General features: G+C 68.9%; 4 protein-coding genes. All 4 read left to right on the top strand.

The window, feature by feature from the left end; all coding sequences use genetic code 11:
* On the top strand, positions 1–1,016 hold a 1,016-nt coding region (locus ACRDUX_RS19155), incomplete at its 5' end, for an aldehyde dehydrogenase family protein (RefSeq protein WP_526415601.1).
* Between the two features lie 32 nt (positions 1,017–1,048).
* A complete protein-coding gene (locus tag ACRDUX_RS19150; protein ID WP_526415600.1) occupies positions 1,049–1,978 on the top strand; it encodes a 5-dehydro-4-deoxyglucarate dehydratase in 930 nt (309 codons plus the stop codon).
* Between the two features lie 31 nt (positions 1,979–2,009).
* A complete protein-coding gene (locus ACRDUX_RS19145) occupies positions 2,010–3,275 on the top strand; it encodes a glucarate dehydratase family protein (RefSeq protein WP_526415599.1) in 1,266 nt (421 codons plus the stop codon).
* Between the two features lie 57 nt (positions 3,276–3,332).
* On the top strand, positions 3,333–4,250 hold the full coding sequence (locus ACRDUX_RS19140) for a LysR substrate-binding domain-containing protein (protein WP_526415598.1): 918 nt from the start codon (positions 3,333–3,335) through the stop codon (positions 4,248–4,250).
* Positions 4,251–4,296 lie beyond the last annotated feature (46 nt).

Here is a 4,296-nt window from a genome sequence, read left to right as displayed (position 1 = left end):
ACGCCCACCCAGGGACCTCCGAGCTCGTCGGGCGTGCCATCAGTGCCGCCGTCAGCGCGTCGGGACTGCCTGCGGGCACGTTCTCGCTGCTGTTCATCCCCGGCCGAGAACTCGGCACGACGTTGGTCACCGACCCGCGGATCAAGGCGGTCGGCTTCACCGGATCGCGTTCCGGTGGAACGGCTTTGGTCGCCGCCGCCGCTGGGCGCCCCGAGCCCATCCCGGTCTATGCCGAGATGAGCTCCATCAACCCGGTATTCCCGTTCGACGGGGCGCTCGCCAGCCGCGGAGCCGATCTGGGCCGCGCGTTCGTCGGTTCCCTGACGATGGGCTCCGGACAGTTCTGTACGAACCCCGGCCTGGTCATCGCGGTGGACGGCCCTGGCCTGGACACGTTCATCGCCTCCGCCAGGGACGCCCTGGTTGAGGCAGGGGCGACGCCGATGCTGACGCCGGCCATCGCCGAGAGCTACGCCAACGGGGTGGCCGCGCTCGCGGCGGATGCCGACCTCGTCGGGCGCGGTGCCGCGGGCGACGAGCGGACGACCTGCCGCGCCGCGCTGTTCAGCACCGACGCGACGACCTTCCGTCGGTCCGAGGCGCTGCAGGCGGAGGTGTTCGGTGCGTCCAGCCTGGTCGTGCGGTGCGCCGACATTGCCGAAGTCGCTTCGGTGGCAGCAGGTCTCGAGGGGCAGCTCACCGCCACGCTGCACGTCGACGAATCCGACTACGACGCCGCGGCCGGGCTGCTCCCGGTGCTGGAACTCAAGGTCGGGCGCATCCTCTTCAACGGTTGGCCGACGGGTGTCGAGGTCGGGCACGCGATGGTGCACGGGGGGCCGTCGCCCGCGACCTCTGATTCGCGCACGACCTCCGTCGGAGCCCGCGCGATCGAGCGGTTCCTGCGGCCGGTGGCTTATCAGGACGTCCCGAAGGCCTTGTTGCCCAGTGCCATAGCCGACGGGAACCCCGACGGTCTGTGGCGCCGCATCGACGGCCAACTCACCCAAGACTGACCCAAACGAATCTGCGACCAAGGAGTCACGACATGCTGGACGGCGTTCTCTTCTTTCCCGTAACCCCCTTCACCGAGAGCGGTGACGTCGACCTGTCGAAGCTCTCCGAGCACGTGGCCAAGGGCGTCGACGCGGGTCCCGGTGGAGTGTTCATCGCTTGCGGCACAGGCGAATTCCACGCTCTGGAGACCGGTGAGTTCGCGGACGTGGTGCGCACCGCGGTCGAGGCGACGGGCGGCCGGGTGCCGGTGTACGCAGGCGCGGGCGGTGCGGTGGCCCAGGCCAAGATCTTCGCGCGCGCCGCCGCCGAGGCAGGCGCCGACGGGCTGCTCCTGCTGCCGCCGTACCTCGTCACCATGCCGCAGCAAGGACTGGTCGACTACACCCGCGCCGTGGCGGGTGCCACGGACCTGCCCGTCATCGTCTACAACCGGGCCAATGCCCGCTACACGGAGGCGTCCGCGGTGGAGGTCGCACACCTCCCCAACGTCGTCGGCTTCAAGGACGGCACCGGCGACGTCGACCTGGTGGCCCGCATCGTGCGCGCCGTCACCGACGCACTCGCAGAAGAGGGCAAGCCCTTTCAGTTCTTCAACGGCCTGCCGACCGCCGAGGTCTCGCAACAGGCCTACCGCGCCCTCGGCGTCACCCTGTACTCGTCAGCCGCCTTCGCGTTCGCGCCGGAGCTCGCACTGGCCTTCTACGAGGGGCTGGAGCGCGGCGACGAGGAGCTGATCGCGGCGCTGCTGCGCGACTTCTTCCACCCACTGGTCCGACTGCGCGACTCGGTGCCCGGTTACGCGGTGTCGCTGATCAAGGCGGGCGTCACCATGGAGGGCATCGAGGCCGGACCGGTTCGGCCGCCGCTGATCATGCCGTCGCCGGAGGATCGCGACACGCTTGCGCAGATCATCGCTGCCGGGCGTGCGGTGATCGCCGACGAGCTCGCGGTCGTGGGCTGATGGGCGCTTGCGCGAAGAACAGAGGATCCTGATGGCGCCGAGCCCGATCCGCATCACGGGCGCCCGCATCACGCCGGTCGCGTTCGTCGACCCGCCGCTGCTCAACACCGTCGGCGTGCACCAGCCCTTCGCCCTGCGCGCGATCATCCAGCTGGACACCGACGCCGGGCTGGTCGGGCTGGGGGAGACCTACGCCGACAGCAGGCACCTGGCCCGGCTCGACGCCGCCGCCGGCGCGATCGTCGGGTTGGACGTGTTCGCGCTCAACCGGATTCGCGCCGCCATCGCCGACAGGCTTCGCGGTGACGACGCCGCAGTGGGCACGGCGGGCATGATCACGTCGGCGAGCGCCGTCGATCAGGTGTTCTCGCCATTCGAGGTGGCCTGCCTGGACGTGCAGGGCCACGCGTCGGGTCGGCCGGTCTCAGATCTGCTCGGCGGCAAGGTCCGCGACACGGTGCCGTTCAGTGCGTATCTGTTCTACAAGTGGGCGGCGCATCCCGGCGGTGAGCCCGATTCGTGGGGTGAGGCGCTGGATCCGGCGGGCATCGTCGCGCAGGCCAAGCGCATGATCGGTGAATATGGCTTCAGCGCAATTAAACTCAAGGGCGGTGTGTTCCCGCCCGACGAGGAGATGAAGGCCGTCGAGGCGTTGCGCGAGGCCTTCCCCCATCATCCGTTGCGGCTCGATCCGAACGCGGCGTGGACGCCTCAGACATCGGTCAAGGTGGCTGCCGGGCTGGCGGGCATTCTCGAGTACCTCGAGGACCCGACTCCGAATCTGGACGGGATGGCAGAAGTCGCCGCCCAGGCCCCGATGCCGCTGGCCACCAACATGTGCGTCGTCGCGTTCGACCACCTGACTCCGGCGATCGCAAAGGGTTCCGTGTCCGTCGTGCTGTCGGATCACCACTACTGGGGTGGGCTGCAGCGGTCGCGCCTGCTGGCAGGTATCTGCGACACGTTCGGCCTCGGGTTGTCGATGCACTCCAACTCCCATCTCGGCATCAGCCTGGCCGCGATGGTGCATCTGGCAGGCGCCACGCCGAATCTCACCTACGCGTGCGACACGCACTGGCCGTGGAAGACCGAAGAGGTCGTCAAGCCGGGCGTCCTGGAGATCCGCGACGGTGCGGTTGCGGTGCCGACCTCGCCGGGGTTGGGCGTCGAGATCGACGATGACGCACTCGGCGCGCTGCACGAGCAGTACGTCCGGTGCGGCATCCGCGACCGCGACGACACGGGCTACATGCAGAGTGTCCATCCCGAATACCAGGCGATCAGCCCGCGCTGGTAGCTAAACTGATGCAGCTCCGGCGCAACGAAGGCGCCGAATGATACTGGGAGTGCATCGGTGTTCTCGCTCGCCCGGCTGTCCTGCTTCATAGCCGTCGCCGAGGAACTGCACTTCGGGCGCGCGGCCGAACGCCTTCACATGACGCAGCCACCGTTGAGCAGGCAGATTCAGCAGCTCGAGGCCGAGCTCGGCGTGCAGTTGATCGACCGCACCACGCGCTCGGTCACGCTGACTCCCGCCGGGGTCGCGTTCCTGCCGGACGCCAGGCGCATCCTGCAATTGGCCGAAGGCGCCGCCATCACCGTCAAGCGGGTCCCGGCGGGCGATCTCGGCACCGTGGTCGTCGGTTTCACCGCCGCGTCCGCACACGCCGTGCTGCCGCGCCTGCTCGAACGCGCCCGCGAACAGCTCCCCGACGTGAAACTCGAACTGCGCGAAATGGTTTCGGCCGTGCAACTCGAGGGCCTGATGAGCGGCGAGGTCGATCTCGGGATGGTCCGCCCACCGGTGAAGAGGCCGGGAATCGTGTCGCGGCCGCTGCTGCACGAGCAACTCGTCGCCGCGCTGCCCGGCGGGCACCCGCTGGCCACCCAGCCTCGGCAGTTGACCCTCATCGACCTCGACGGCCAGGATGTCATCATGTACTCGCCGGTGCAGGCGAGGTACTTCAACGACCTGCTGATCAGCACGTTCACCATCGCGGGCGCCACGCCGCGCTACGTCCAGTACGTCACGCAGGTCCACACGATGCTGGTGTTGGTGCGTTCGGGCATCGGGATCGCGCTGGTGCCGGCGTCCGCGGCGACACTGCATCCGGAAGGCGTGGTTTTCCGCTCGATCGGGGCCTTCCGCGAGCGTCCCGTCGAGCTCGACGCCGCCTGGCGCAGCGACAGCACCAATCCGGCCTTGCTTCGCCTGCTGCGCGACGTTCTGCCGCCTCGTGAGTGGACGACCGACGACCTGGTCGGCGACTGACCCCTAACCGCCCCTAACCGCCGAACGTGGATTACCCCCACGCTTG

Origin of the sequence: Mycobacterium sp., from assembly GCF_050701675.1 — a bacterium.
Classification (GTDB): domain Bacteria; phylum Actinomycetota; class Actinomycetes; order Mycobacteriales; family Mycobacteriaceae; genus Mycobacterium.
Note: the sequence above shows the minus strand (reverse complement) of the source record. Positions and strands in the feature narration are given on the sequence as shown.

Coding starts and splice junctions, on each gene's coding strand:
- ACRDUX_RS19150 (WP_526415600.1), top strand. CDS start 1,049: ATGCTGGACGGCGTTCTCTTCTTTCCCGTAACCCCCTTCACCGAGAGC.
- ACRDUX_RS19145 (WP_526415599.1), top strand. CDS start 2,010: ATGGCGCCGAGCCCGATCCGCATCACGGGCGCCCGCATCACGCCGGTC.